The organism is Saccharopolyspora sp. MMCC62 (genome assembly GCF_057736575.1).
In genome coordinates, this window is sequence record NZ_JBYKCM010000006.1 from 209,541 (window position 1) to 234,188 (window position 24,648).

Genomic DNA, 24,648 nt, shown 5'->3' on the forward strand with positions numbered 1-24,648 from the left:
AGCGCATGAAGTCCTCATAGGACGGTTCCGTCGCACCGCGTCCCGTCAAAGCTCGGCCTGCTCGGCCTGCTCGGCCTGCTCGGCGGGGTCGCGGAGGAACGCGGTCAACGCGGTCGCGAGGGCGGGCAGCGGCAGCAGCACGGCCAGCGCCGCGGTGGTGCCGTGGACGTTGGCGAACGCGCCCAGAGCGGGCACCGCCGCCCCGCCGCTGCTGACCGAGATGCCGAGGGTGACGGCCCCGGCGATCCCGAGGTTCCGCGGCAGGTAGTGCTGCCCGAGGGTGGTGTGCACCGGCAGCGGCAGGTTCACCGCCGCCCCGAGCGCGGCCGCGGCCACCAGCGCGATCGGCACCGCGGGCGCGGTGATCAGGCAGCCGAGCAGCAGCAGACCGGTCAGGTGGCTCACCCGCAGCACGGTGAGCCGCCCGAACCGCTCGACCAGTCCGCCGCCGGCCAAGGTGGACACCGCCCCGGCGGCGGAGAACAGGACCAGGGCCAGCGAGGCGGTGCTCGGCGCCGCACCGAGGCGATCCGCGACCGACAGCACCAGGAACGTGCTCACCCCGGAGAACAGCACCGACCGCAGCACGATGATCACCGTCAGCCAGCCGAACTCCCGCCACCGGTTGGTCCCCGCCACCGGCGCGTCCGAGTCGTCGTCGCCCGGTTCGGGGGAACGGCCGCGGAACCGGCCGGCGATGACCGCGATGACCGCGGGCACCGCCAGCAGCGGCGTGGCCACCAGCCCGAACGGCAGCAGCACCGCCCCGGCCGCGACCGGGCCCGCCGCGTAACCGGCCAGACCGCCGAAGGTGAACCACCCCATGCCCCGATCGCCGGTTCCGGTGCGGTGCACGGCCTTCGCCGCCTCCGGGTGGTAGGCGGCGACGCCGATCCCGGAGAGCACCAGCGCGGCGCAGGTCGCCGCGTACGAGGTGGTCGAACCGACCGCGCCGATCCCGGCTGCGGCGAGCAGCAACCCCACCGCCCGGACCCGGCCCGGCGCCGGTCCGCGATCCGCCAGGACCCCGAACAGCGGCTGCGCCAACGAGGACACCAGCGTCGCGGCGAGCACGACGCCACCGGCGTGGGCGTAGTCGTAGCCGCGCTCCGCGACCAGCAGCGGCACCAGCGCGGGCACCACGCCCTGGTAGAAGTCGGTGACCCCGTGCTCCGCGGACAGGGCGAGCGCGCCGCGGTGCCGCGCGATCGTGTCGGGCAGGACGGGTTTTCGGCGCAGTGGCACGCGAATTCGCTCCCGTTCGGGCGGCGCGCCGCATCCGGGCGCGCCGCATCGGCGGAGCGGGGTGCGCTCCGCGGGTTGGTGTGTCAGGGGCAGGTGGGGCCGGGATCCGGCCGCCGATCAGGCCCGGTCGCCCGGTGGTGCCCCGGTGACGGCCTGCGAGATCCGGTCGGCCGCGCCGCGCACCAGCCGTCCGGCGCGGTCGAGGTTCCGGGCGAGGCGGAAGGTAGGCGCGGACACGTTCACCGCGGCGATGATCCGCCCGCGGAAGTCGCGCACCGGGGCGGCTGCCGCGACGAGGCCCTCCTCGAACTCGTCGCGGGAGACCGCGTATCCGCGCTCGCGCGCCTCGCGCAGCCGGGCGATGGCTTCGGTGACGTCGCGCGGCGCCCGCGGCCCGTCCGCGCCGAAGGCGACGTCGGCGAACGCGGCCTCCAGCTCGTCGTCCCGGTGGTCCAGCAGCAGCGCCCGGCCGGTGGCGGTGCAGTGCAGCGAACTGCGCTGCCCGACCCAATCGGTGGTCTGCACGGTCCGGGCCGGTGTCTCGGACAGCACGGTGAGCGCGGCATCGCCGGACAGCACCGTCAGGTAGACGCGTTCGTTCGTGGTGGTCCGGAGCCGTCGCAGCACCGGCGGCGCTTCGGCGAGCAGCCGCTGGTGCCCGGCCTGGTCGGCCATCGTGAACACCCGCCACCCGAGCCGATAGCCGAGCGTCTCCGGGTCGCGGTCGACCATCCCCGTCTCTTCGAGCGCGCGCAGCGCCCGGGACACCTGGGACTTCTCCTTGCCGACGCGGCGGGCGATCTCGACGACGCCGAGCCCGCCCGCCTCGTCTGCCGCCGGTTCGCCCAGCGCCTGCAGGATCGCCACCGCCCGGTGCACCGCCGACGCGTTCTCACCGCTCATGCCCCCGATCCTCACCATCCGGAGCGATCGAAGCAACCTGCGTTGCTTCAGGAGCAACGACCGGTCCGCCGCGCGCCGGGAGCACGCGCGGCGGACCGGAGTGCGGTCGGCTCAGCCGACGCTGAGGAACTGGGTCTCCTGGAAGGCCCGGATGCCCTCCTGCGCGCCCTCGCGGCCCAGGCCGCTCTGCTTCATCCCGCCGAACGGCGTCGACGGGTCCGAGACGACGCCGCGGTTGACCCCGACCATGCCGCACTGCAAGCGGCGGCCGATCTCCAACGCCCGCGCGGTGTTCCCGGCGTAGACGTAGCCGGCGAGTCCGTACTCGGTCGCGTTCGCCACCGCCACCAGCTCGTCGTCGTCGGACCAGGTCCGGATCGGCGCGACCGGGCCGAAGATCTCCTCGTGCAGCACGGCGGCGTCGTCCGGCACCCCCGCCAGCACCACCGGTGCGGAGAACGAACCGGTGTCCGGCACGGCGACCGGCTCGCGCACGACCCGCGCCCCGCGCTCCACCGCGTCGGCGACGAGCCCGGCGACGCGGCGCACCGCGCGGTCGTCGATCAGCGGGCCGATGTCGGTGCCCGGCTCGGCGGCCGGGCCGACCCGCAGCCGCGCGACGGCCGCGGCGAAGGCCTCGGCGAACTCGTCGGCGACGTCCTCGTGCACCAGGAACCGGTTGGCGGCCGTGCACGCCTGGCCCGCGTTGCGCAGCTTCGCGATCAGCGCGCCCTCCACCGCGGCGTCGACGTCGGCGTCCGCGCACACCACGAACGGGGCGTTGCCGCCCAGCTCCATCGAGCTGTTCACCACGCGCCCGGCGGCGAGGCCCAGCAGATGCCGCCCCACCCCGGTCGAACCGGTGAAGGACAGCTTGCGGACCGCGTCGTGCGCCAGCAGCACCCGGGTGATGGCATCGGCCCGGGTGCTCGTCAGCACCGTCAGCACGTCCTGCGGGGCGCCCGCCTCGACCAGCAGGTCGCGGATCGCCAGCGCGGTCAGCGGGGTCTCCGCGGCAGGTTTGAGCACCGCGGTGCAGCCCGCCGCCAGTGCGGGCGCCACCTTGCGGGTGACCATGGCCGCCGGGAAGTTCCACGGGGTGATCAGCAGCGCGACGCCGACGGGCTGCGCGGTGACGACCGTGGTGGAGCGGCCGTCCGGGGAGGTTTCGAAGCGGCCTTCGGGACGGACGGCCTCCTCGGCGAACCACCGGAAGAACTCCGCCGCGTAGGACACCTCCGCGCGGGCGTCCGCGGCGGCCTTGCCGGACTCGCGGCTGATCAGCTCGGCGAGCTCGTCGGTGCGGGCGATCATCAGCTCGCGGGTCTTCGCGAGCACCTCGGAACGCCGTCGCGGCGGTGTCGCCGACCAGGCGGGCAGCGCCCCGGCGGCGGTGTCCGCGGCGGCCGCGGCGTGCGACTCGTCCGCGTCGGGCACCCGGGCGATCTCCACCCCGGTCGCCGGGTCGTGCACCGCGAACTCGTCCGCGGTCGCGGCGGGCTCGCCGCCGATGAGCAGCGGGGACGGCTGGAAGAGGGGCATGCGGAACTCCTCGGGGAGAAGGGGTGGGGGATCAGGCCTGCGCGAGGGCGTCGGCGAGGACGTCCAACCCGTCGTGCAGCAGCTCGTCCGGGATGGTCAGCGGCGGCAGCAGCCGGATCACGTTGCCGAACGAACCGCAGGTCAGCACGAGCACGCCTGCGCGGTGGCAGTGGTCGGCGACGGCCTTCGCCAGCGCCGCGTCCGGTTCGGTGCCGCCCGGGCGCACGAACTCGACGGCGACCATCGCGCCGCGGCCGCGGACGTCCCCGACGCGCGGGTCGGCGGCGGCGAGCGCGCGCAACCGCTCGGTCGCCTGCTCGCCGATCGCGGCGGCCCGGGCGATGAGCCCGTCCTCGCGGATCGTCTCCAGCGCGGCCGAGGCGGCGGCGCAGGCCACCGGGTTGCCGCCGTAGGTGCCGCCGAGCCCGCCCGCGGGCACCGCGTCCATCAGCTCCGCCCGGCCGGTGACCGCGGCGATCGGCAGCCCGCCGCCGAGGCCCTTCGCGGTGGTGATCAGGTCCGGCACGACGTCCTCGTGGTCGGTGGCGAACCAGGAACCGGTCCGCGCGACCCCGGTCTGCACCTCGTCGGCGACGAACACGATCCCGTTCGCGCGGCACCAGCGGGCCAGCTCGGCCAGGAAACCGGGTGCGGGCACGATGAACCCGCCCTCGCCCTGGATCGGCTCGATCACCAGCGCCGCGAGCCGCTCGGCCCCCGCGGTGCGCTCCAGGTAGTCGGTGGTGCGCTTCGCGGCGTCGGGCCCGGACAGCTCGGCCTCGTCCCGGAACGGGTACGAGGTGGGGGCGCGGTGCACGTCGGCCGCGAACGGGCCGAAGCCGTCCTTGTACGGCTTGTTCTTCGCGGTCAGCGCCATCGTCAGGTTGGTGCGCCCGTGGTAGGCGTGGTCCACGACCGCGATTCCGGTGCGGCCGGTGGCGCAGCGGGCGATCTTCACCGCGTTCTCGACGGCCTCGGAGCCGGTGTTGAACAGCGCGGTGCGCTTCTCGTGGTCGCCCGGGGTGATCGCGGCGAGTTCCTCGGCCAGCCGCACGTAGCTCTCGTACGGGGTGATCATCGCGCAGGTGTGGGTGAACCGGGCCAGCTGGTCCGACGCGGCCGCGACCACCTTCGGCGCCGAGTTGCCGACGGTGGTGACCGCGATGCCGGAACCCAGGTCGACGAACGAGTTGCCGTCCACGTCGACCAGCACGCCGCCACCCGCCGCGGCCGCGTACACCGGCAGCGTCGACGCGACCCCGGCGGAGACGGCGGCGCTGCGGCGCGCGGCGAGCTCGCGGGACAGCGGGCCGGGGACCTCGGTGCGGAGCTCGCGCCGCTGGGGGAGGCCGGGACCGCCGATCAGCTCGGGGGACGGGGCGGATGCGGTCATGCGAGGCTCCTTCGCGGCGGAGGGGACGGGACCTCTCCGACGCTAGGCCGGACGGCGCGCCCTGTTGAGTGTGCAGAGCCGACATCCAGGTGCCTGCGGGTGTGCAACACTGCCACCGTGCTGAGCCTGGACGACGTGGTCGCGATCCCGGAGCTGGCGCTGCGCGTGATCGTCGAACCGGCCACCGCGCGCCCGCTCCGGTGGGTGACGACCAGCGAGCTCGCCGACCCGGACCGGTACCTGGAGGGCGGCGAGCTGCTGCTGACCACCGGGCTGGTGCGCCAGGACTGGACGGCCTACGTGCGGCGGATCGACCGCGCCGGGGTGGCGGCGCTCGGCTTCGGCACCGGCCTCTCGCACGCCGAGGTGCCGCGGGCGCTGGTCGCCGCGGCGCGCGCGGCGGGGCTCGGCCTCGTCGTCGTCCCGGAGGCGACGCCGTTCATCGCGGTGAGCAAGGCCGTCGCCGGGCTGCTGGCCGATCAGGAGCGCGAGTCCACCGTGTCCGCGCTGCGCGTGCAGCAGGAGCTGACCAGGGTGATCTCCCGCCGGGACGGCCCGGCGCGGGTGCTCGGCGTGCTCGGCCGGGCCGCGCGGGGCAGCGCCGGACTCGTCGACGCCGCCGGGACTCCGCTGGTCCCGGCCCGGTTCCGGCTGCCGGACGCGGCGCGGCGCGCGCTGGAGACGCTGCGCTCCGGCGGCGGCGCCGGTGCCGTCACCGAGACCGGCGCGGAGGGCACGACCGTGGTGCAGCCGCTCGGCGCGGGCGTCGACGGACCGTTCCTGGTGCTGCTGGCCCCGGGACCGCTGGACGCGGTGCTGCGCGCGGTGCTGGTGTCCACGGTCGCGCTGCTGACCCTCGACGCCGAACGGTCCCGAGCCGCCGCGGACGCCGAACTCCGGCTGCGGGACCAGGCGGCGGCGCTGGTGCTGGCCGGGGCGGTCGACGCGGGCGCCGGGGTCGCGGCGCTGCTCGACGGTGCTCCGGTGCCGCCGCGGACCGTGCGGGTGCTGCGCGCCGACCGGGTTCCCGCCGGGGTGCGCGCCCGGCTGGCCCGCGAGCACCCGGAGGTGCTGACCACGGCCCCGTCCGGCGGGCACATCGCGCTGCTGGTGGCGGACGGCGCGGCCCGCGAGGTCGCGGAGCTGCTCGCCGACCTGCGCGCCCGGATCGGCATCGGCCCGGCCGTCCCGGTCGCCGACACGGGCACCAGCGACGCCGCCGCGCGCACCGCCCTGGCGGCCGCGGACCGCGACGCGGCGGTCGTCGACTGGGACGAGCGGTTCCGCGGCAGCGTCCGGGCCGGGCTGCCCGAGCACGCGGCCCGCGCGCTGGCCGCGTCGATCCTGGGCGACCTCGCCGGGGAACCGGAGCTGCTGCGGACCCTGCACACCTACCTGGCGCACCTGGGCCACTGGCAGCCCGCGGCCGATGAGCTCGGGATCCACCGCAACACGCTGCGCAAGCGGATCGCCCGCGTCGAGGAGCTCACCGGCCGCGACGTGGACACCGCCGCCGGGCGCGCCGACCTGTGGATAGCGGTCCTCATCGCCCGCGAACCGTGATCTTCCGTCTTGCCAGTCGGTTTGCGGAGCACTGGGGTGGCGGAACCTCAGCGGTTCCCCCGCTGCGGGATCGATTTCACCGGTGGCTCCGCCACAGGAGAAATCGCTGTCCTCGCGGGGGAACCGCTGAGAACCCGCGGGTGGTCCGGCTGCGTGCGTGGTCGCTGCTCAGCGGCTTCGCCGCTGACAAGGCACGGACACGACCCGCCGGGCAGGTTCACAGCTGGGCGGTGCGGGGCGGCCTGTTCGCTCGACGGGGCGGGCCGGTCAGGCGCGCAGCGGGGTGGTGGCGAACTCCTTCATGCCCACGCCGAACGGGATCTCCGCGGTGAACCCGAGCTCCTCCGCGGCCCGGACCGGGTCGGCGACGATGTGCCGCACGTCGCCGAGCCGGTAGCGCCCGCTGACCCGCGGTTCCGGCCCGCCGTCGGCGGCGGCGAGCGCGGTCGCCATCTCCCCGATGGTGTGCGGATCACCGGAGCACACGTTGTAGGCGCGGAACCCGGTCCGGTCCTGCCCGGCGGCCAGCGCGTTCGCCGCGGCCACGTCGCCGACGTGCACGAAGTCGCGGGTCTGCGCGCCGTCCTCGAACACCACCGGCGCTTCGCCGCGGGCGAGGCTGGAGCGGAACAGCGAGGCGACCCCGGCGTACGGGGTGTTCCGCGGCATCCGCGGCCCGTAGACGTTGTGGTAGCGCAACGCGATCGCAGACGAACCGGTGTCCCGCGCCCACAGCGCGGCGAGGTGCTCCTGCGCGAGCTTGGTGGCCGCGTAGGTGCTGCGCGGATCCAGCGGCGCGTCCTCCGGCACGGTGCCGCGCACCAGCGCCTCGTCGCACCGCGGACATCGCGGCTCGAACATCCCGGCGTCCAGGTCGGCCTCCCGCCGCGGGCCGGGCTGCACCACGTCGTGCCGGCCGCAGCGGTAGCGGCCCTCGCCGTAGACGACCATCGAGCTCGCCAGCACCAGCCTGCGCACCCCGTGCTCGGCCATCGCCGCGAGCAGGTGGGCGGTGGCGAGCTCGTTGTGCGCCACGTACTCCGGCATGTCGGCCAGTCCCGTTTCCAGCCCCACCATCGCCGCGTGGTGGCACACCGCGTCCACTCCGCGCACCACGTGGTCGGCGATGTCCGGGTCGCGCAGGTCCGCGACGGTCAGCCCGTGCCCGTTGAGGTAGTCGGGGATGGCGCGCGTCCGGTGCGCCTGCGGGAGCAGCGCGTCGACCAGCAGCACCTCGTGCCCGTCGGCGCGCAGCCGGTCGGCGACGTGCGATCCGATGAAGCCGGCGCCACCCGTGACCAGTACCCGCATGTTCGGTTCTCCTCTCCACGTTCCTGTTCTCCGGGCGCACCCGGAAGTCCACTAGCGCTCGGCCCGCACGAGTTCGGCGAGCCTGCGCCGTCCGTGGCGGGCGCGCCACCGCACCCGCAGCCGCGCGGCAGCCGCGAGTTCGGGTAACGCGTCCGCACCGACCCGGGCCCACGGGAACCAGCTGCCGCCGGGCAACCGGGCGCGTCCCGCGCACAGCCCCACCCCGGGCGGGTGCGCGTCGACGAGCACGCTGCCGGTGGCGGTGATCAGTTCGGTGGCGCGGCGCAGCAGGGCGCGCGGATCGCCGCCGATGCCGAGGTTCCCGTCGAGCAGCAGCACGTGCTCCCAGCGGCCTTCGCCGGGCAGCGGGCCGAACACGTCGCCGTGGAAGGCGTGCGCACCGCGCAGCATGGTCCGGCACACCGCGTCGGCGGAGACGTCGACGCCCAGCGCGGTGCGCCCGTGCCGCACCAGCCCGCCGGTCATCCGGCCGGGTCCGCAGCCGACGTCCAGCGTCGCGCCGCGACATCGGCGCAGCACCAGCTCGTCGGCCGCTTCCGGTTCGTCCGACCACCGGCGCGGGTGCAGCAGTTCGGGTGGTCCCGGGTCCATCTCCAGCCAGCAGGTGTCGGCGCCGTACACCGCGTCGAACACGGCGGTCACCGCCCGCGCTCCACCGGCACGGCGGCGACGGCCGCGGCGAACCGGGACGCGGGAATGGTGGCGGCGACCGAGGTGGCATCGGACATGGTGTCCACATCGGACATCGCGGGCAGCGGTTCGACGCGCAGCCCGCGGCCCCGCAGCGCCGCCAGCGTGCGCGCCCCGGTCTCGGCGGTGGACATCGGCACGTCCCGCAGCGCCGCCGCGTGCTCGGCCCGGCGCACCCCCAGCGCCCACCAGCCGCCGTCCTCGGCCGCGCCGAGCACCGCGTCCGGCGGCGCATCGCCGCGCAGCCGGTCGAGGGACCGGGTGAGCAGCCGCGGCGTGAGCTGCGGGGTGTCCATCCCGATCTGCAGGATCGGCTCGCCCGGGTGCAGCGCCCCGGTGTCGGCGTGCGCGGCGACGAGCCGCTCGGCGAACCCGTCGCCGCGCTGCTCGACGACCTGCACCCGTTCCAGCGCGGCCCGGACCTCGTCGAGCCGGGCGGCCGCGGCGGTCTCCCCGGTCCAGGCGACCACCGTCGGCAGGCCCGTCCCGGCGGCCGCGTCGAGGGTGTCCAGCAGCCCGGCCGCCGCGATCGCCGCCGCCTGCTCCGCCGAGGCAGGTGGGGTGAGCCGGGTCTTCGCCCGCCGCGGCACCGGCGCCTTCGCGACGACGAGCAGCACACCGCGGCTCATCGCAGCACCCGCGCCATGTCGCGCACCGCCCGCGCGGTGCCGCGCACCGAACCGGTCACCTTCGAGCGGGTCCCGGCGGCGCGCGGGTAGTAGTCGACCGGAACCTCCTCCACCCGCCAGCCGGAGCGGGCGGCGCGGACCAGCAGCTCCAGCGGATAGCCGAAGCCGCGGTCGGTGACGCCCAGCTCCAGCAGCCGATCCCGCCAGGCCACCCGCAGCGGCGCCAGATCGCGCACCGGCAGGCCCTGCCTGCGCAGCATCCCGGCGAGCGCCGCGTTGCCGAGCCGCGCGTGCCACGGGAACGCGCCGCGCTCGGCCGCGACCCGGCGGCCCACCACCAGGTCCGCGTCCCCGCCCACCAGCAGGTCCACCAGCCGGGGGAGCGCGTCCAGGCGCATCGAACCGTCGGCATCCACGAAGACGACGACCTCGGCTCCGGAGTGCTCCAGCCCCGCGTGCACGGCGGCCCCGTACCCGGGCCGCGCTTCGGAGATCACGGTCGCGCCGTGCTCGGCGGCGACCGCCGCGGTGGCGTCGGTGGAGCCGTTGTCCACCACGAGCGCTCGGTAGCCGTGCGCGGCGGGCAGGCCGGCGAGCACTCCGGGGAGCGCGGCCTCCTCGTCCCGGCACGGCAGGATCACATCGACGCTGACCGTCATTCCACCGTCCTCGACTGCGGTCCCCCGGTCCGGGGGACGTGTTACGTTGGCGAAGTCCCAGCACGGACTTCCCACTGCGCATCGCTTCCCGTAGGTATTCGGTGCCACCCGGCGAACGGATTGGTCCCGGTTCCACTTTTTTCGGCGGAACCGGTGTGACCTCCCTCCTCGTGGCGCCGCGGCAGACGTGGTGAGGGGTCGTGCAGTGCACTTCGGACGACGGCTCGACGACGGGTCGAGCAGGTGGGAGCGGGTCCGGCCGCCCGGTTTCGGGCGCTCCCGGGTGTGGCGCAGCCCGCTGCGCAGCACCTGGCTGACCTCGGTGCTCGGGATGGTGCTGCTCGTCGCGCTGCCGATCGTCGTCCTCACCGGGTTGCTGTCCTACGCGGCCTACGGTCCCCGGTTCGGGCAGGCGATGCCCGCGGAGACCGGGTGGTTGCGGCTGCCGCTGTTCGATTGGCCGACCCGGCCGTCGTGGCTGTTCCGGTTGAACCAGGGCGTGCACGTGCTGCTCGGGCTGGTGCTCGTGCCGGTGGTGCTGGCGAAGCTGTGGTCGGTGATCCCGAAGCTGTTCGCCTGGCCGCCGGTGACCTCGCCGGCGAAGGCGCTGGAACGGCTGTCGTTGCTGCTGCTGGTGGGCAGCGTGCTGTTCGAGCTGGTGACCGGCGTGCTGAACGTGCAGTACTACTACGCGTTCCCGTTCAGCTTCTACACCGCGCACTACTGGGGCGCGTGGGTGTTCATCGGTTCCTTCGCCGTGCACGTCGCGCTGAAGCTGCCCGCCGCGGTGCGGGCGCTGCGCCGCCGCGGCGGGGAGGACGACCTGGCAGCGGTGCGGCCCGCGGCGGCCACCCTGAGCAGGCGCGGTTTCCTGGCCACCGTTGCCGGGGGCGCCGCGCTGATCGGGCTGCTCACCGCCGGGCAGACCTTCGACGGGGCGCGGCGGACCGCGCTGCTGTCCCCGCGCTACCGGGACGCCCCGGGACCGAACGGGTTCCAGGTGAACCGGACCGCCGCGGCCGCGGGCATCTCCGCCGCGAGCACCGGCCCGGAGTGGCGGCTGCGGCTGCTCGGCGGTGCCGAACCGGTGGAGCTGGACCGAGCCCGCCTGCTCGCGCTGCCGCAGCGCACCGCCGAGCTGCCCATCGCCTGCGTCGAGGGCTGGTCGACCACCCAGCGCTGGACGGGGGTGCCGCTGGCCGAGCTCGCCCGCCTCGCCGGGGTGCCCGACCCCGCCTCGGCGCACGTGCGGTCCCTGGAGACCGGGGGTGCGTTCGCCGCCGCGACCCTGCACCCGGGGCAGGTGCTCGATCCGGACGCGCTGCTCGCGCTGCGCGTCAACGGGGTGGACCTGAGCGCGGACCACGGCTTCCCGGCGCGGGTGATCGTGCCCGCGCTGCCCGGGGTGCACAACACCAAGTGGGTCGCTTCGATCTCGTTCCGGAGGAGGTGAACCGTGCGCCGCGTGACCCGACTGCTCGGCACCGATCCGTTCCGGTTCCTGGTGCTGCTGGGGAGTTTCGCGCTCACCTGGTACGCGTTCCGGCTGCTGCGCGACGAGCCGGAGCTGCCGGCCGTGCTGCTGTGGTTCGTCGCCGCCGCCGTCGCTCACGACGCGGTGCTGCTGCCGCTGTACGCCCTCGGCGACCGGGCGCTGACCGGGGTGTTCCGGCGCGCGCACCCGGCCGCGGTGAACCACGTTCGGCTGCCCGCGCTGGGCAGCGGACTCCTGTTCCTGGTGTTCTTCCCCGGGATCCTCGGGCTCGGCGCCGCCGATCACGCGGCGGCGACCGGTCAGGACCAGGAGCCGTACCTGGGCAACTGGCTGCTGGTGACGGCCGTCCTGTTCGGCCTCAGCATCGGCTGGTGGATCGTGCGGGTGCTGTCGCGGGCCGTCCGCGGGCGCGGCGGCTCCGAACCGGGGAAGGCACCGGACCTCGCAGGAAGGACGTCGTGAACACCACCGGGGGAGAGGAGCGCCGGGTTCCCGCGCTCACCAAGATCGCCCTGCTCGTCGGGGGGCTCGGCGTGCTCGCCGCGCTCGCGCTCCCGTTCGCGCCGGTCGCCACCGAGCGCACCACGGTGACCTGGCCGCAGGCCGGGCGGCCCGTCGAGTCCACCACCGCGTTCTTCGTGCCGTACCGGCCGGAGCACGTGCGGGTCGAGGTGCCGTGCTCGGCGGTGCGGGCCGGGCTCGCCCGCGGGACCGCCACCACGCTGGTGAGCAGCGCGCTGCCCGGCAAGCCGACCGAGGGCTTCGCGGTGTCCGCGGTGGACGGATCGGTGCTGGTGCTCGTCGGTGGCGAGCAGGTGCACCGCGGCCCGGTCGCCGCGGGCGACTGCGGGCTGTCCCTCGATGCCGGCGCGCACGGCAGCACGCTGCGCCTCGGGCCGCGGACCATCGACCTGCCGGATGCGCAGGTCCGCGAGGTGTTCGCCTTCGCCACCGATCTGGACCCGGCGGCGGCGGACGGGATGCGGGTGACCGCGCGGACCGCGGACTGGTTCCAGAGCACGCCGAGCGCGGCGAAGATCGCGCTGATCGGGGTGGCGGTCGCGGCGATGCTCACGTCGCTGGTGCTGCTCGTGGTGGGGGATCGACGGCGCGGCGGATCCGGTTCGCCCGGCGGCGGATCGGATGACGGTTCCGCAGTGGATGAGTCCACTGTGGTCGGAAATAGGACGGGTGGTGGTCCCGGACGTCCGGCCCGCCGCTCGCTCCTGCTGATCGACCTCGGCCTGCTCGTGGTGTTCGCGGTCTGGCTCGTGCTCGGCCCGCTCAGCCCCGATGACTCGTTCACCGAGGGCATCGTGCGCAACGCGCTGCGCACCGGCGACTTCACCAACTACTACCGGTGGGAGAACTCCTCCGAAGCACCGTTCACCCTGGTGCTGAACCTGATCAGCCCGCTGGTGGCCCTGCACGCCCCGCCGCTGCTGCTGCGGGTGCCGAGCGTGCTCGCCGGACTGCTCACCTGGCTGCTGCTCAGCCGCGGCGTGCTGCCGGTGGTGCTGCCCGAGCACGCGCGCCACCTCGGCACCCGGGCGCTGCTGGCGGTGGCGCTGCTGGTGTGGTGGCTGCCGTTCGACCTCGGGGTGCGCCCGGAACCGTTCATCGCGCTCGGCACCACCGCGGTGCTCACCTGCGTGCTGCGCGCCACCGCCGGGCCGGGCGGGGCGAGCGTGCTGCTGCTCGGGCTCGGCGCGCTCGCCGGCGGGCTCACCGTCGCCGTCAACCCGGTGGGGGTGACCGCGGTGGCTCCGGTGCTGCTGCTGGCGCCGCGCATCCTGCGCGGGCTGCGGGCCCGGGGTGAACCGCCGTGGGGGTGGTGCGTGCTGGGCGGCTGCCTCGCCTCGGTGGCGCTGGTGGCGATGTTCGCCGACCAGTCCTGGTTCGGCGCGCAGCAGGCCACCGCGCTGCACCGGTTCTACGGCCCGGACGTCGGCTGGTTCCAGGAGATCCGCCGCTACCAGTACCTGCTCGGCTTCGGCGATTACCAAGGCGGGCTGGCGCGGCGGCTGCCGGTGCTGCTCACGATCGCGGTGGCGGGGTGCGCGACGCTGCTGGTGGTGCGCGGAGCCCGCCGGCTGCCGGGGATGCGGCTGGTGCCGCTGCCGCTGGGCTGCCTCGGCATCGGGTTGGCGCTGCTGTGGCTGACGCCGTCGAAGTGGACGCACTACTTCGGCGCCCTCGCCGGGTTCGGCGCGATCGCGCTCACCGCGGGGGTCGTGCTGCTCGGCGCGTGCGCGCGGGAGTGGTCGGCGCGCCGCGAGGTGCTGCTGCTGGGCGGTGTCGGCACCGTCGGCGCGATCGCGGCCGCCTGCCTGGCGTTCGCCGGCACCAACACCTACTTCCTGTACTCGCACTTCGGGGTGCCGCGCGACGAGCTGCCGCTGCGGCCGTTGAACGGACCGCTGCCGTGGGTGCTGCTGGTCGCCGTGCTGCTGGGGTGCGCGCTGCTGCCCCGGTTCGGTGGTCGGGACGCGGCGCGCCGGATGCTGGCCCGGATGCCCGCGGTCGTGGCGACCGCGGCGGCCGGAGCGGGCGTGCTGGTGCTGCTGGTGTCGTTCGCGGCGGCGCCGATCGCGCGGGCGGGCGGCTATTCGGTCGGCGGGCAGCTCCTGGGCGAGCTCTCCGGCGGTGGCTGCGGCATCGTCGACGACGTCGTGATCAACGCGGATGCGCCGGGCGGCGTGCTGGCGCGCGCGGAGGGCGACGACGAGCTCACCGGCTTCACCGACGGCGGCGGCAGCCCTCCGCCCGCGGGCACCGGACCGCAGCGGTGGGGCAGCCGGACCGGCGGGGCGATCAGCACCGGTTCGCTGCGCAGCGGATGGTTCGCCGCCCCGGAGCTCGGTCCGGACCAGCGGATCGCCGTGTCCGCGGCCGGGCGCACCGGGGACGGCAACCGGCTCGCCCTGGAGTTCGCCCGGTCCACCGCCGACGGCCCGCCCCGGCCGCTCGGCACCCGCGTCCTCGACGATTCCGGTGACGAACGGGACGCGCGCCCGATCTACCCGGCCGACCGGCAGATCGAGCAGCGCCCGCAGGTGCACCCCGAGTGGCGGACGCTCGTCGCCGACCAAGTGCCGCCCGGCGCCGACCGGGTCCGCGTCGTCGCCGCGGACGGCACCACCGACCGGGACGGCTGGCTCGCGGTGACCGGGCCGCGGGTGCTGGACGTGGTCCCGCTGCGCGCCCTGCTCGCCGGGCGGCCGGACGTGTACGTGGACTGGTCGATGACCTGGGTGGCACCGTGCCTGCGGGACGTGCCGCGCGTCGGCGGCGGGCTGGCGCAGGCGCCGACCGCGCTGCTGAACCCGCCGGAGTCGCTCGGGTTCGACGGCACCGCCGCGTACAACCGGGACATCGGGGGCGTTTTCGCCGGGGTGGACGAGGTCGGCCGCCGCACCCCGATCCCCACCGAACCGCTCGGTCCGCACGATCCGCGCTACCGGGACTGGGGGCAGGTCGCCACGGTGTCGTACCCGATCGCCCGCGACGCCTACGACACCCGCACCACCTGGGAGCTCCGCTGGGGTTGGCAGGGGGAGGGGTTCCGCGTTCCCGGGCCGCTCAGCGCCGAGTGAGCCCCGGAGCGCGTGCGGCACCGCGGAGCAGGCCGAGCGCCACCAGGTGCAGGGTGAGCAGGACGGCGATCGACTCCACCGCGAGCAGGCCGATCAGCACGAACAGCTGCACGGCCCCGGCTTCGACCGGAGTGGCACCGCCCAGCAGCATCCCGACGAACGCGCCGGGCAGCGTCACGGTCCCGGGGGTGCGGGTCTGGTCGAGCGCCGGGACCAGCGCCCCACCGGCGACCGGCCGCGCGATCTCCAGCCGCGCCTCGCGGTCGGTCAGGCCCAGCGACAGCGCCGCCTCCACCTCGTCCCGGCGCTGGTGCAGCTCGTCGAGCAGTCGCCGCCCGGCCAGCGAGGTCGCGGTGAGCGCGCCGCCGATGAGCCGGCCGACCAGCGGGACGAGGACCAGCCCGGTGGGCGGAAGCGCTTCGTCGATCAGCAGCACCGCCACCACCGGACCCACCCCGGCCGCGATCGGCACCCACCAGCCGGGGCCGGTGGTGACGCGGCGACCGGCGGTGCGGACGGCGATCGCGAACATCGCGGTGATGAACGGGGCCACCAGGACCGGCGAGCCGACGACCTGCGCGATGATCGACGACACCAGCAGCAGTTGCACCGCGCCCCGGGCGCCCGCCGCCAGCACCGGCCACCAGCGGCCGTACCCGCCGACCGCGACCACCGCCGCCGCGGTCCCGAGCAGCAGGACGACCGCGGCACCCAGCGCCGGGGTGACCGGGATCGAACCCGATCCGGAGGTCGGCAGCATGCCCGCGAGCGTATCCACCTGGCGGAGCGACCCCGCGTCACCAGCCGGGTCTAGCCGGTGCGATCGGGTGCGCCGCTCTCGTCGGAGGTGCGGTCGGGCGCGTCCGCGGGCCGCCGGGAGCGGAGCAGCGCGGTGCCCGCCAGGACGAGCGTCGATATGGCGGCGGCGACGACGAAGGCCGCCCGGATCCCGGCCTCGTCCGGTGCGCCGGGCCGGGCCGACCACAACGTCATCACCGTCACGAACAGCGCCGTGCCCGCCGCCGCGGCCAGCTGCTGACAGGTCGTCAGGATCGCGCTGCCGTGCGAGTGCAGCGACCGGGGGAGCGCACCGAGCGCGTCGGTCACCAGCGGCGTGAAGTTCAACGCCAGCCCGATCGACATCAGCACGTGCAGCAGCACCACCAGCCAGATCGGGCTGCTCCCGCCGAGCGTCGCGAACGCCCACAGGCTCAGGCACAGCAGCACCGAGGCCGGCACCACCAGCGCTCGCACCCCGAACCGGTCGTAGGCGCGGCCCACCGGCGGCCCGAGCAACCCCATCACCACCCCGCCTGGCAGCACGACGAGCCCGGCGACGAGCGAATCGCGGCCGAGCACCACCTGCACGTAGAACGGCAGCAGGATCACGGCGCTGAACAGCGCCATGTACCCGGCGACGCTGAGCACCAGCGGCACCGAGTAGTCCCGCACCGCGCACGGCCGCAGGTCCAGCAGCGCCTTTCCCGTGCGCTGCAACCGGACCTGGCGCACCACGAACACCGCGACCAGCACCGCGCCGAGCACGATCCACGGCCAGGCAGGGCCGCTCCCCGCGACATCGGAGTCCGATGTGGACGGATCGGTCTCGGCGGAGACCGTCAGCCCGTACACGAGCGTGGCGAACGCGACCGCCGCCAGCAGCACCGACGGCACGTCCAGCCGGGCCCGCGACGTGCTGTTCGCGATGTCCAGCCGCCGCAACCCCGCCACCAGCGCCAGCAGTCCGATCGGCAGCACCAGCCAGAACATCCACCGCCACCCCAGCGCCGACAGCACCACCCCGGCCGCGGCGGGACCGACGGCGGGCGCCACCGCGAGCACGATCGACGTCGTGCCCATCACCTGCCCGCGGCGTCCGGCGGGCACGATCGCGAGGATGCTCGTCATCAGCAGTGGCACCATGATCGCCGTCCCGGACGCCTGCACGATGCGGCCCGCGAGCAGCAGCGCGAACCCGGGGGCCCCGCCGCACAGCGCGGTCCCGGCGCTGAACAGGCCCATCGCCGCGCCGAACGCCTGGCGGACGGTGCAGCGCTGCAGCAGGTATCCGGTGGTGGGCACCACCACGGCCATCGTGAGCAGGAAACCGCTGGAGAGCCACTGCGCCGTCGCGATGTCGACGCGCAGGTCCACGACCAGCGACCGCAGCGCCACGGACATCACGGTCTCGTTCAGCACCATCACGAACGCCGAACCGACCAGCAGCGCCAGCCCGAGCAGCGCCCCGTCCGGCAACCGCTCCACCGCCGCGGGATTCCTCCGGGGGACCAACCGAGCCTCCTGTCGCTGGACGTCTGGACCGGCACCGGCCGCTGCGGGCCGTCGGGTTCGAGGGGCGCGCGAACTCGGTGGTGTCAGGGGAGTCCGTCGCGGACGCGGGCGAGCACATCGGCGGTCGAGCGGGGCGGCGGGCGCACGTCCGGGTCGGCGGGAACTCGCGGACCGGGCATCGCACTCCGCCTCCCTCGCGCCGCGGAGCGCCACCGGCAGCGCCCCCGGAACCGGAACGATACGCACTTCGCCGCGGCCTGTGCAGAGATTCCGCCGAGCGGGGTCGACTGTTCGGGGCAGCGGCGGGGTGCACCGGTCGGTGCGCGCGATTCCCCCGTCAGCACCAGGATCTCCCCGATCTCACCCAGATCGCCGAGCTCCGTTCGGCCGGGTGCGATCGCCGGAGTTCCGCCGCCGCGCGGGATCTCCCGTTCGCGGTGCTTCCCGCAGCGTCCGGCCGCGGAACTCGGGGTGCTCGCGGGTCTGGGCGAGCATCCCGGCGCCGCGCTCGCGCCGAGCCGCGCGCCACCGGGGTGCTCGACCGGGGCGACCGCTTCCCGTCCGAACGCCGCGGGCAGGCGCCCGCAGGAGGTGCGATGTGCCGGAGCCGTCGCCGCCGCGGACCGCGATCCGTTCGCCGATGCGGAACTCGGCGTCGAACGGGTCGGTCGGCCCGGTCGGCGCGAGGCGTTCGCACACCACCGCGCGGGGCGAGAAGGCGCACTCGGATCCGGCGGGTGCGCGGCACCTCCTCCGGCGGCCCGGCCTCGTCGGAGCGTCGCGGGCGGGTGCGCTGCGTGCAGCGGAACGCGTCCACCTCGAACGGGGGACCACCCGGTTTCGGCGCCGGGGAATCGCGGCTCCGACATCGGGTAGAACGATCGCTTTACATCGGTAGAGCGATCCTTCTACCATCGGCCCATGACCGGTACCAGGCAGCGGATCGCGGGCGAGCTGGAGCGCAGCTTCGCCGAGAACGGCTTCGCCGAGCAGGGGGTGGAAGCCCTGCGCGCGGAGGCCGACGTCTCGCTCCGGACCCTCTACAAGTACTTCCCCAGCCGCGAGGCGATGATCGTCGGCGCGCTGGAGCACCGGGACCGGGTGTACTTCGACTGGCTCGACGGCGGACCGGACACCGGCGTCGACCACGTGCTGCACCTGCTGGTCCGGCTCGGCGACTGGCTCGCCGAGGTCGCGAACACCGGATGCCTGTTCATGAACGCGCTCGCCGAACACCCGGACAGCGCGCCGATCGCCGCGGCCGTCCGGGAGCACAAGGAGAAGCTCGCCGACGAGTTCCGGATCCGCCTGGAGCACATCGCACCGGACCACGACACCGCCCACCTGGCCGAAACCCTGTTCCTGCTGCACGAGGGCATGACGCAGTCCGCCCGGTTGCAGGGTCGGGAACGCGCCTGCGCCGCCGCGCTGCGCGCCGCCCGGGCCGCGCTGGCGACCGAGGACGTCCGCTAGCACCGCCGAACCGGATCGGAGTCCCGCGTGAAGATTCGCGAAGTGCACGTCTACACCCACGACCTGCCGGTGCGGAACCCGCCGCGGGTCATGGCCAGCGGCACCGTGTGGTCGCTGGAGACCACGCTGGTGCGTCTCGTCGCCGAAGACGGCACCGAGGGGTGGGGCGAGACCTGCCCGGTCGGGCCGACCTACGCCGAAGCGCACGCCGGTGGCGCCCGCGCCGCGCTGATCCAGCTGGCGCCCGGGCTGATCGGCGCGGAACCGTGGCCGGTGGCGCTGCACCGCACGATGGACGGGCTGCTCAACGGGCACCACTACGCGAAGGCGGCGATCGACATCGCCGCGCACGACCTGATCGGGAAGCGGCTCGGCGTGCGCGTCGCCGAACTCCTCGGCGGCGGAGCGGTGCAGCGGGTGCCCACCTACTACTCGGCGGGCGTGGGCGAACCGGACGAGGTCGCGCGGATCGCGGCGGAACGGGTCGCCGAAGGCTATCCGCGGTTGCAGGTGAAGCTCGGTGGCCGTCCCGTCGACGTCGACATCGAGGCGGTGCGCAAGGTCTGGGAGGTCGTCCGCGGTTCGGGCGTGCGCCTGGCCGCGGACGGCAACCGCGGCTGGAACACGCGCGACGTGCTGCGGCTCAGCCGCGAGTGCGCCGACATCCCCCTCGTGCTGGAACAACCCTGCGACACGGTCGACGAGGTCGCGCGCATCCGGCCGCAGGTGCAGCACCCGATCTACCTGGACGAGTCCGGCGTCAGCCTGAACGCGGTGATCTCCGCGGCCGGGACCGGGCTGGTGGACGGTTTCGGCATGAAGGTGACCCGCATCGGCGGGCTCGCGCCGATGCGCGCGTTCCGCGACCTGTGCGCGGCGCGGCACCTGCCGCACACCAGCGACGACGCGTGGGGCGGTGACGTGATCGCCGCCGCCTGCGTGCAGCTGGGCGCCACCGTCCGGCCGGACCTGAACGAGGGCGCGTGGATCGCGGCCCCCTACATCGAGGGGCACTACGACCCCGCGGGCGGCATCCGCATCGAGGGCGGGCACATCGCGCTGCCGGAAGGACCCGGGCTCGGCGTCACGCCGGACCGGGACCTGTTCGGCGACCCGGTCGCGAGCTTCTGAACCGCCCGCTCCGGTAGCCCGGGGTGGGTCGATTCCACGGGCTCCACCGGAGAAATCGCGGCCCTCGCGCGGAAGCGGCCGGCGGTGGCGCCGGTGTCGTGGTGGTGTGCTCAGCGGTTCCGCCGCTGATCGGAACGAGGACGAGGTCCGCCGCTGAGGCGGCGAATCACTAGGAGTGGGACATGAGGTTCTCCGGACGGAAGGCGCTCGTGACCGGTGCGGCCGGTGGCATCGGCGCCGTGCTGGTGGAGCGGTTGCGCGCGGAAGGCGCGCGGGTCGCGGTGGCGGACCGGGACGTGCGCGGGATCGAGGCGGAGGCGCACCTGCCCGGTGATCTGCTGGACCCGGCCTACGCGGACGGACTCGCGCCCGCCGCACGGGAAGCGCTGGGCGGGCTGGACGTGCTGGTGAACAACGCGGGCGTGATCAGCCGCGGCCCGGTCACGGAGACCTCCGACGCCGACTGGGCGCTGTCGGTCGGGGTGAACGTGGAGGCCCCGTTCCGCATCTGCCGGTCCGCGATCCCCCTGCTGGCGGCCGGTGGCGGCGGCGCGATCGTCAACGTCTCGTCCTGCTGGGGCGGGAAGGCGCCGGGGCGGAACCACGCGCTGTACTGCATGACGAAGGCGGCGATCGCCTCGCTCACCCAGTGCATGGGCATGGACCACGCGGAGCAGGGAATCCGGGTGAACGCGGTCTGCCCGAACGAGGTCAACACCCCGATGCTGCGCAGCGGCTTCGCGAAGCGCGGTTTCGACCCGGACACGGCGGTGGCCGAGCTGGGGCGGACGGTGCCGCTCGGGCGCATCGCGGAACCGGCCGACATCGTGGACGTGGCCCTGTTCCTGGCTTCGGAGGAGGCCCGCTACATGTGCGGCGCACTGGTGGAGATCAACGGCGGGAAGGCGGTCGCATGAAGCGCTTCGACGGCAAGGTCGCACTGGTCACGGGCGGGCGCGCGGGCATCGGCCGGGCGATCGCCCGGCGCCTGCGCGACGAGGGCGCCACCGTGTTCACCGCGCAACGCGGCGCGGACGACGAGTTCCACGCGATCCCCTCGGACCTCGCCGACCCCGACGCCCCGGCCCGGATCGTCGGCGACGTCGTGGACCGCGCCGGGCGGCTGGACGTCCTGGTGAACAACGCGGGGATGATGCAGGAAGCGGCGGTGGAGGCGATGTCGCTCGACGACTGGCAGCGCACCCTCACCGTGAACCTGACGGCCCCGTTCCTGCTGATCCGCGCAGCGCTGCCGCACTTGCGGGCGACGCGCGGGAACATCGTCAACGTCGGCTCCATCGAGGGCCTCGGCGCGAACCCCGGGCACGCCGCTTACTGCGCGACGAAGGCCGGGCTGCACGGGCTGACCCGCGCCGTCGCCGTCGACCACGGCCCGGAGGGCATCCGGTGCAACGCGGTCGCGCCGGGCTGGATCGACACCGACCTCAACCTGGAATTCATCGCGGCCACCGCGGATCCCGCAGCGTTCCGCCGGAACATCGGGCGCATCCACCCGGTCGGCCGCACCGGCGATCCGACCGAGGTCGCCGCGCTCGTCGCGTTCCTCGCCGCGGACGAAGCCGGTTTCATCACCGGCAACGTGTACGCGGTGGACGGTGGGCGGATGGCGAAGCTGAGCCTGCCGTGACCCGGCCCGGTCACCCCCGGCGGCGCGCGTAGATCCGTTCGCCGTCCGGCCCGGTCCACTCCATCCGCACCACACCGGCCACCGCGGCGTCGCCGACCCGGGACTCGTCGGCCCAGTAGCCCGCGGCCGGGTTGCGGAAGAACGTCGCCCACAGCCGCCCGTCGGCATCGGTGAACAGGTTGTTGTGCCCGGCGCCGACACCGGCGGTCCAGCGCTTCGAGTACGGGCCCGCGAAGGAGTCCGCGACCGCGATGATCGCGTCGTACTGGTACCGGTCGCCGCCGGAGTCGTAGGCGTGGCGCCCGTCGCCCGCGTCCCGGTTCCAGGCGGCGTGCACCAGGTAGTACTTGCCTTCGTGCCGGTGCACGTAGGCGCCTTCGAGGTACGGCTCCGGATCGTAGGGCCGCTGCCGGAACCGCGGGAGGTCCGTGGTGTGCACGAGGTCCTCCATGTCGTCCCGGAACTCCGAGTACAGGTGGTTGTGCAGCACCAGCCACGCCCGGTCGCCTTCGGTGTGCAGGCCGCCGTCGATGTGGTGGTACACCGAAGGATCGACGCCGTCCGGTGCGTCGCCCACCAGGTCGCCGAACGGCTTCACCAGGTTCCCCTCGGCCACCCGGTACGGACCGGCGAGGCCGCCTTCGCTCTTGAGCAGGAACGAGCCGACCTTGCGCGAGTGGTCGCCCATGCACGCGACGACGTACCAGGTCCCGCGGAAGAAGTGCAGTTCCGGAGCCCACACGTCGCCGCGCCGGTCCTCCCCGCCGTGGTACTCCTGCCACGGGGCGACGACGGTGCGGCCCGGCGCGTTCTCGGCGGCGAACTCCGGCGACCACAGCTTGCCGCGCTCCGCGTCCGGCCGGATTCCCGTGGTGTCGACGAGTTCCCACGGCCCGTCCAGCGATTCCGCGGTCCACGCGAAGATCCCGTCGTTCCACGGTCCCGCACCGGTGAGCTCCGGAGCCCGCGTGGTGCCGGTGGCGACGTAGATCGAACGCCCGTCGACGACGAAGTGGTTGACGTAGGTGTCCCGGATCCACACCCGCCCGAGCTCCTCGTCCCGGGGGCGCAGCTCCAGGTCCAGCACCCGGGAGTTGTCGTCCCGCGGCCACAGGTCCTCCCGCACGTCCGCGGTCCCGTAGTGCTGCGGCTCCGGCCAGTTCGGCGGATGTTCCCGGACCTGCTCGGACATCGATCCTCCCGCGCTCGGTGGCACTCCCCGAGATCGACGTTACCGCCGCGGCGCAAGTGGTTCCGGCGGGTGCGCCCCGCGCTGCTCCTACCGGTGCGGTGGCGGGTCGAGGCCGGGGCACCCGGCGGGCCGCGGGAACCGTGCTCCGGTGAGCCGCGGCCGGGCGGACGGGTCGCGCTGTCGGTGCTCGCGCCTACGGTGGAGGTCGTGACGCCCCACGAGCTGAAGTCCGCGTGCCTGGCGATGCCCGGTGCGCGGGAGGAGTTCCCGTTCGACGAGAGCAACAGCGTGTTCAAGGTCGCCGGGAAGCTCTTCGCGATCAGCCGCCTCGACGCCGACCCGCTGCGGGTGAGCCTCAAGTGCGAACCGGACCTGGCGGTGTACCTGCGCACCAGCCATCCGGACGCCGTGCTGCCCGGCTACCACCTGAACAAGCGCCACTGGAACACGGTCGTCGTCAACGCCACCGTCCCGGACCACCACGTCCGCGACATGATCGAGGACTCCTACGACCTCGTCGTCGCGGGCCTGCCCAAGCGGGAACAGCAAGAACTCGACTGGCTGAAGCTCCGCCAGGGGTGAGCGGTCGCCGCGCCCTGCCACGTCCTGCGCCGGATCGCGCGCATCGCCGATCCGCGTTCTCACCGGGTGGACGGCCCGCTCGACCGGACCGGTCGGCCGGTCGTCCCGGTGATCAGAGGTGGCGGGGGCTCGCTGCGGCCCAGGCGGTGATCAGCTGCACGGCCTGGAGGCCGAGGAGGACCAGCAGCGGTGCGGTCCAGCTGCCGCTGAGGTCGTGCACGGTGCCGAGCGCGGTGGGGCCGAACGCCGCCAGCAGGTAGCCGAAGGACTGCGCCATGCCGGACAGCGCCGCGGCCTGCCCGTGGTGGCGGGTGCGGAGGCCGAACACCGACAGGGAGAACACGATCATGCCGCCGCCGCTGAGGCCGAGCAGGATGCTCCAGACCAGCGCCAGCGCCGGGACGAGCACCATGCCGCCGAGGCCGACGACGTTGATCAGCACGAGTCCGGCGATCAGGCCGCGCTGGTCGCGGGCCCACCGGTGGATGATGGCCGCGGTGGCGAGGTTCCCCGCGATGCCGAAGAACTGCAGGACGCTCAGGTGCAGGCCCGCGGTCGCGGGTGCGGTGCCGTGCGCGGCCTCGATCTCCGGCCACCAGGTGATGATGCAGTAGTACAGCGCGCTCTGGGTGCCCATCGACACGGTGATCATCCAGGCGAGTCCGGACTTCCACGGCGAGCGGTACTGCTCGGGGTGCGGGTCGACGGCCGCGGCGACGTCGTGCCGGGGCCGGGTGGCGCGGCGCAGCTGCGGGCTGAACACGGCGAAGCCGATCAGCGCGAGGCCCGCCCAGATCCCGAACGAGACGCGCCAACCGGAGTCCGAGACCCCGGCGAGCGGCACGGCGACGCCGGACGCGAGCGCCGCGAACGCGGACTGCGTCGCCGAGTAGGCCCCGGTGACCCGCCCGCCGTCCTGCGGGAAGTCGCGCTTGATCAGCGCGGGCAGCAGCACGTTGATGAGCGCGATGGCGAAGCCGAGGGCGAGCGTGCCGATCCACAGCGCGGGGAGCCACGGTGCGGAGCGGACGACGATGCCGACGGCCAGGACCGCCAGCGCGCCACCGAGGGTGCGTTCGAGGCCGAGCCGGGCCGCCAGCGGCGGGGCGATGGGGGAGAACAGCGCGAAGCACAGCAGCGGCAGGCTCACCAGCGCGGACGCCACCGCGGACGACAGGCCCAGGTCGGCGCGGACGTCCCCGACGAGCGGGCCGACGACGGTGAGGCCGGCGCGCAGGTTCGCCCCGGTCAGCAGGATGCCCACCAGCACCAGTCCGGTCCTC

The 24,648-nt window shown here is 74.6% G+C and carries 21 protein-coding genes; 9 read left to right on the forward strand and 12 right to left on the reverse strand.

Annotated features, from left to right (window positions below):
- Nucleotides 1-45: 45 nt before the first annotated feature.
- The 4 genes from AC29IT_RS16475 to gabT form a co-directional block, all read right to left on the reverse strand.
- Nucleotides 46-1,245, reverse strand: coding sequence for an MFS transporter (locus AC29IT_RS16475; protein ID WP_488219292.1), 1,200 nt, complete (start codon nucleotides 1,243-1,245; stop codon nucleotides 46-48).
- Nucleotides 1,246-1,362: 117 nt separating this feature from the next.
- Nucleotides 1,363-2,148, reverse strand: coding sequence for an IclR family transcriptional regulator (locus AC29IT_RS16480; RefSeq protein ID WP_488219293.1), 786 nt, complete (start codon nucleotides 2,146-2,148; stop codon nucleotides 1,363-1,365).
- 111 nt (nucleotides 2,149-2,259) lie between these two features.
- The gene (locus AC29IT_RS16485; RefSeq protein ID WP_488219294.1) at nucleotides 2,260-3,690 is read right to left on the reverse strand and encodes an NAD-dependent succinate-semialdehyde dehydrogenase; all 1,431 of its coding nucleotides are present in this window, start codon (nucleotides 3,688-3,690) and stop codon (nucleotides 2,260-2,262) included.
- 31 nt (nucleotides 3,691-3,721) lie between these two features.
- Nucleotides 3,722-5,083: a 4-aminobutyrate--2-oxoglutarate transaminase gene (gabT, locus tag AC29IT_RS16490; protein ID WP_488219295.1), complete on the reverse strand. Its 1,362-nt coding sequence runs from the start codon at nucleotides 5,081-5,083 to the stop codon at nucleotides 3,722-3,724.
- Between the two features lie 99 nt (nucleotides 5,084-5,182).
- Here gabT and AC29IT_RS16495 point away from each other — a divergent pair, with 99 nt between their 5' ends.
- On the forward strand, nucleotides 5,183-6,646 hold the full coding sequence (locus AC29IT_RS16495) for a PucR family transcriptional regulator ligand-binding domain-containing protein (RefSeq protein WP_488219296.1): 1,464 nt from the start codon (nucleotides 5,183-5,185) through the stop codon (nucleotides 6,644-6,646).
- 267 nt (nucleotides 6,647-6,913) lie between these two features.
- Here the strand turns inward: AC29IT_RS16495 and AC29IT_RS16500 are convergent, their stop codons facing one another.
- The 4 genes from AC29IT_RS16500 to AC29IT_RS16515 are packed head-to-tail and all read right to left on the reverse strand — an operon-like array spanning nucleotide 6,914 to nucleotide 9,956.
- A complete protein-coding gene (locus AC29IT_RS16500) occupies nucleotides 6,914-7,957 on the reverse strand; it encodes an NAD-dependent epimerase/dehydratase family protein (protein ID WP_488219297.1) in 1,044 nt (347 codons plus the stop codon).
- 51 nt (nucleotides 7,958-8,008) lie between these two features.
- The gene (locus AC29IT_RS16505) at nucleotides 8,009-8,620 is read right to left on the reverse strand and encodes a methyltransferase domain-containing protein (protein ID WP_358441795.1); all 612 of its coding nucleotides are present in this window, start codon (nucleotides 8,618-8,620) and stop codon (nucleotides 8,009-8,011) included.
- Nucleotides 8,617-9,297, reverse strand: a complete 681-nt coding sequence (locus AC29IT_RS16510; RefSeq protein ID WP_488219298.1) for a TIGR04282 family arsenosugar biosynthesis glycosyltransferase — start codon at nucleotides 9,295-9,297, stop codon at nucleotides 8,617-8,619. Before AC29IT_RS16510 ends, AC29IT_RS16505 begins: the two co-directional genes overlap by 4 nt.
- Nucleotides 9,294-9,956, reverse strand: a complete 663-nt coding sequence (locus tag AC29IT_RS16515) for a glycosyltransferase family 2 protein (RefSeq protein WP_358441789.1) — start codon at nucleotides 9,954-9,956, stop codon at nucleotides 9,294-9,296. The genes AC29IT_RS16510 and AC29IT_RS16515 overlap by 4 nt, the downstream gene beginning before the upstream one ends.
- A gap of 205 nt (nucleotides 9,957-10,161) precedes the next feature.
- On the opposite strand from AC29IT_RS16515, the gene AC29IT_RS16520 reads away from it, so the two are divergent.
- The 3 genes from AC29IT_RS16520 to AC29IT_RS16530 are packed head-to-tail and all read left to right on the forward strand — an operon-like array spanning nucleotide 10,162 to nucleotide 15,047.
- The gene (locus tag AC29IT_RS16520; RefSeq protein WP_488219299.1) at nucleotides 10,162-11,409 is read left to right on the forward strand and encodes a molybdopterin-dependent oxidoreductase; all 1,248 of its coding nucleotides are present in this window, start codon (nucleotides 10,162-10,164) and stop codon (nucleotides 11,407-11,409) included.
- A gap of 12 nt (nucleotides 11,410-11,421) precedes the next feature.
- Nucleotides 11,422-11,913, forward strand: coding sequence for a hypothetical protein (locus tag AC29IT_RS16525; protein ID WP_358441784.1), 492 nt, complete (start codon nucleotides 11,422-11,424; stop codon nucleotides 11,911-11,913).
- Complete coding sequence (locus tag AC29IT_RS16530; RefSeq protein WP_488219300.1) at nucleotides 11,910-15,047, forward strand: arabinosyltransferase domain-containing protein; 3,138 nt, start codon at nucleotides 11,910-11,912, stop codon at nucleotides 15,045-15,047. Before AC29IT_RS16525 ends, AC29IT_RS16530 begins: the two co-directional genes overlap by 4 nt.
- Here AC29IT_RS16530 and AC29IT_RS16535 read toward each other — a convergent pair.
- Both AC29IT_RS16535 and AC29IT_RS16540 read right to left on the reverse strand, forming a co-directional pair.
- Nucleotides 15,034-15,807 carry an ABC transporter permease gene (locus AC29IT_RS16535; RefSeq protein ID WP_488219301.1) on the reverse strand — a complete coding sequence of 258 codons (774 nt, stop codon included), beginning with the start codon at nucleotides 15,805-15,807 and terminating at the stop codon, nucleotides 15,034-15,036. The genes AC29IT_RS16530 and AC29IT_RS16535 overlap by 14 nt on opposite strands.
- A 50-nt stretch (nucleotides 15,808-15,857) precedes the next feature.
- Complete coding sequence (locus tag AC29IT_RS16540; RefSeq protein WP_488219302.1) at nucleotides 15,858-17,312, reverse strand: DHA2 family efflux MFS transporter permease subunit; 1,455 nt, start codon at nucleotides 17,310-17,312, stop codon at nucleotides 15,858-15,860.
- Between the two features lie 948 nt (nucleotides 17,313-18,260).
- On the opposite strand from AC29IT_RS16540, the gene AC29IT_RS16545 reads away from it, so the two are divergent.
- The 4 genes from AC29IT_RS16545 (at nucleotide 18,261) to AC29IT_RS16560 (ending at nucleotide 21,591) form a co-directional block, all read left to right on the forward strand.
- Nucleotides 18,261-18,812 (forward strand): TetR/AcrR family transcriptional regulator, encoded by a 552-nt coding sequence (locus AC29IT_RS16545; RefSeq protein WP_488219303.1) that lies wholly within the window; start codon nucleotides 18,261-18,263, stop codon nucleotides 18,810-18,812.
- A 27-nt stretch (nucleotides 18,813-18,839) separates the two neighbouring features.
- Nucleotides 18,840-19,943, forward strand: coding sequence for a mandelate racemase/muconate lactonizing enzyme family protein (locus AC29IT_RS16550; protein WP_488219304.1), 1,104 nt, complete (start codon nucleotides 18,840-18,842; stop codon nucleotides 19,941-19,943).
- Between the two features lie 182 nt (nucleotides 19,944-20,125).
- Entirely contained in the window at nucleotides 20,126-20,860 is a 735-nt protein-coding gene (locus AC29IT_RS16555) for an SDR family NAD(P)-dependent oxidoreductase (protein WP_358441769.1), read from the forward strand.
- Entirely contained in the window at nucleotides 20,857-21,591 is a 735-nt protein-coding gene (locus AC29IT_RS16560) for an SDR family NAD(P)-dependent oxidoreductase (RefSeq protein WP_488219305.1), read from the forward strand. The genes AC29IT_RS16555 and AC29IT_RS16560 overlap by 4 nt, the downstream gene beginning before the upstream one ends.
- Before the next feature lie 10 nt (nucleotides 21,592-21,601).
- Here AC29IT_RS16560 and AC29IT_RS16565 read toward each other — a convergent pair whose 3' ends face one another.
- The gene (locus tag AC29IT_RS16565; protein ID WP_358441763.1) at nucleotides 21,602-22,783 is read right to left on the reverse strand and encodes a family 43 glycosylhydrolase; all 1,182 of its coding nucleotides are present in this window, start codon (nucleotides 22,781-22,783) and stop codon (nucleotides 21,602-21,604) included.
- Nucleotides 22,784-22,990: 207 nt separating this feature from the next.
- Between AC29IT_RS16565 and AC29IT_RS16570 the strand changes: the two genes are divergently transcribed.
- On the forward strand, nucleotides 22,991-23,365 hold the full coding sequence (locus AC29IT_RS16570) for an MmcQ/YjbR family DNA-binding protein (RefSeq protein WP_358441760.1): 375 nt from the start codon (nucleotides 22,991-22,993) through the stop codon (nucleotides 23,363-23,365).
- Nucleotides 23,366-23,477: 112 nt separating this feature from the next.
- Here the strand turns inward: AC29IT_RS16570 and AC29IT_RS16575 are convergent, their stop codons facing one another.
- A complete protein-coding gene (locus AC29IT_RS16575) occupies nucleotides 23,478-24,635 on the reverse strand; it encodes a CynX/NimT family MFS transporter (protein WP_358441757.1) in 1,158 nt (385 codons plus the stop codon).
- Between the last annotated feature and the right edge of the window lie 13 nt (nucleotides 24,636-24,648).

What these genes read in the sequence shown, in the direction of transcription:
- AC29IT_RS16515 (WP_358441789.1), bottom strand. Translation starts at nt 9,956, where the DNA reads ATGACGGTCAGCGTCGATGTGATCCTGCCGTGCCGGGACGAGGAGGCC.
- AC29IT_RS16485 (WP_488219294.1), bottom strand. Translation starts at nt 3,690, where the DNA reads ATGCCCCTCTTCCAGCCGTCCCCGCTGCTCATCGGCGGCGAGCCCGCC.
- AC29IT_RS16500 (WP_488219297.1), bottom strand. Translation starts at nt 7,957, where the DNA reads ATGCGGGTACTGGTCACGGGTGGCGCCGGCTTCATCGGATCGCACGTC.
- AC29IT_RS16560 (WP_488219305.1), top strand. Translation starts at nt 20,857, where the DNA reads ATGAAGCGCTTCGACGGCAAGGTCGCACTGGTCACGGGCGGGCGCGCG.
- AC29IT_RS16480 (WP_488219293.1), bottom strand. Translation starts at nt 2,148, where the DNA reads ATGAGCGGTGAGAACGCGTCGGCGGTGCACCGGGCGGTGGCGATCCTG.
- AC29IT_RS16545 (WP_488219303.1), top strand. Translation starts at nt 18,261, where the DNA reads ATGACCGGTACCAGGCAGCGGATCGCGGGCGAGCTGGAGCGCAGCTTC.
- AC29IT_RS16555 (WP_358441769.1), top strand. Translation starts at nt 20,126, where the DNA reads ATGAGGTTCTCCGGACGGAAGGCGCTCGTGACCGGTGCGGCCGGTGGC.
- gabT (WP_488219295.1), bottom strand. Translation starts at nt 5,083, where the DNA reads ATGACCGCATCCGCCCCGTCCCCCGAGCTGATCGGCGGTCCCGGCCTC.
- AC29IT_RS16535 (WP_488219301.1), bottom strand. Translation starts at nt 15,807, where the DNA reads ATGCTGCCGACCTCCGGATCGGGTTCGATCCCGGTCACCCCGGCGCTG.
- AC29IT_RS16565 (WP_358441763.1), bottom strand. Translation starts at nt 22,783, where the DNA reads ATGTCCGAGCAGGTCCGGGAACATCCGCCGAACTGGCCGGAGCCGCAG.
- AC29IT_RS16510 (WP_488219298.1), bottom strand. Translation starts at nt 9,297, where the DNA reads ATGAGCCGCGGTGTGCTGCTCGTCGTCGCGAAGGCGCCGGTGCCGCGG.